Origin of the sequence: Lacinutrix sp. C3R15, assembly GCF_018860825.1 — a bacterium.
Taxonomy (GTDB): domain Bacteria; phylum Bacteroidota; class Bacteroidia; order Flavobacteriales; family Flavobacteriaceae; genus Oceanihabitans.
The window spans coordinates 1-1210 of the sequence record NZ_JAHKPZ010000007.1; the positions used below are offsets into that span (position 1 = coordinate 1).

Genomic DNA, 1210 nt, shown 5'->3' on the forward strand with positions numbered 1-1210 from the left:
CTTAAGTTTGTAATTCACTAAATTTAACTAATAATCAGAAAGAACAAAAGAGAGAATTAAGGTTACTATACACGGTGAAGCATTTGACTTCGGCAACATTGATAATCCTCTCTCTTTTACTACTTAAACTTCGTTCAGTTCTGTGAGACCTAGATCTCGTTTTCAAGTTGTTGAAATATGAGTAGCGTTGTTCTTTCCAAATTTCAAGTTGTTATGACTAAAGATAGAAAAATTTATGGTATTGACATTAGTAAATCTGTGTTTGATATTTACAATCAAGACACCGGCCATTATCAATTAAAAAATGATGAAAAGGGTTTTAAAAAACTACTAAAAAGTCTATCAAAAGATGCTTTGGTAGTGATGGAAGCTACGGGATATTATCATTACAGATTAGCTCAGTTTTTATATAAAAAAGGAATATTAGTATCTGTTGTAAATCCATTGTCAGTAAAACGTTTTATTCAAATGAAACTAGCAAAAGTAAAGACAGATAAGAGTGATGCTAAATCTATTTGTGAGTATGGTATCTTTAATGATGTTCCGTTGTACAATGCATTAACAGATGTACAAGCAGAATGCTTACAGCTCTTTAGGTTATTGGATAGTTACGTAAAAAAGAGTACAGCGACCAAAAACAAGCTGCATGGCGAAGAAACACTAGGAATTCCATCCAAAACAGTTTATCGCTCTTTAAAACGAGACTTAAACCATTTAAAGAAAGAGATTCTAATATTAGAGAAACGCTTATTAGAATTAGTGAAACAAGACCAACAAGAGCAATTAACATTATTACAAACTATACCAGGAATAGGCTTAAAAACAGCTTTGTTTTTAATAGTAGTCACGGATGGATTTAAAAAGTTTGAAAGTGCATCACAGCTATGTAGTTATGTAGGAATTACACCAACGATTCGAGAATCTGGAAGTAGTGTACGAGGGCGTAGTAGAATAAGTAAAGTAGGCAACAAGAAATTAAGAAACCTTGTGTTTTTAGCAGCTTTTTCGGCCTATAAATATAACCGATCCTGCAAAGCCTTATTTGATAGAATTGTAGCCAAAGGAAAGAGTGCTAAATTAGCATTAATAGCCGTAGCGAATAAATTGCTTAAACAAGCCTTTGCTATTGCGAAAAGCGGATTGCCTTATGATGAAAACTATGTTTCAAAATTAGCTTAAAGATACTTGTTTTTTAACTCAGTTCTTTGTT

Annotated in this window: 1 protein-coding gene; it reads left to right on the plus strand. The window is 32.2% G+C overall.

Annotation, left to right across the window (positions count from 1 at the left end; genetic code table 11):
• Positions 1-213 precede the first annotated feature (213 nt).
• Positions 214-1179 (plus strand): IS110 family transposase, encoded by a 966-nt coding sequence (locus KO494_RS02655; RefSeq protein ID WP_215966048.1) that lies wholly within the window; start codon positions 214-216, stop codon positions 1177-1179.
• Positions 1180-1210: the final 31 nt, after the last annotated feature.

Bases quoted from the DNA above. Each gene is read 5' to 3' on its own strand.
- KO494_RS02655 (WP_215966048.1), top strand. From the start codon at position 214: ATGACTAAAGATAGAAAAATTTATGGTATTGACATTAGTAAATCTGTG.